1 protein-coding gene is annotated in these 271 nt (G+C 62.0%); it reads right to left on the bottom strand.

The genetic code is table 11. The features are described 5' to 3' along the window. Positions 1–32: 32 nt before the first annotated feature. Positions 33–212: a hypothetical protein gene (locus C492_RS08080; protein ID WP_008422243.1), complete on the bottom strand. Its 180-nt coding sequence runs from the start codon at positions 210–212 to the stop codon at positions 33–35. Positions 213–271 lie beyond the last annotated feature (59 nt).

Raw genomic sequence — 271 nt, forward strand, 5'->3', positions numbered from 1 at the left:
AAGTAACTGTCCGTGAAGAATCCGATGCGCATTCAGATCAGCTCCTCGTACAGCCGTCGGTACTGGTTCGCGACCGTCTCGAGCGAGAACGCCTCGCTGCGCCCGAGCGCGATCGATCCGAGTCGGTCGAGGATCTCGCGCTGGTGGGCGACGGACTCGCGGATGCCGCCAGTGACGTGATCCTCGAGTTCGAGGTAGTGGCTGATTTTCATGGGGGTGTGGGTGTGGAGGGGTCGGTGGGAGAGTTACTCGAGTTCGAGCCAGGGGACCT

This window comes from Natronococcus jeotgali DSM 18795 (assembly GCF_000337695.1).
GTDB lineage: Archaea > Halobacteriota > Halobacteria > Halobacteriales > Natrialbaceae > Natronococcus > Natronococcus jeotgali.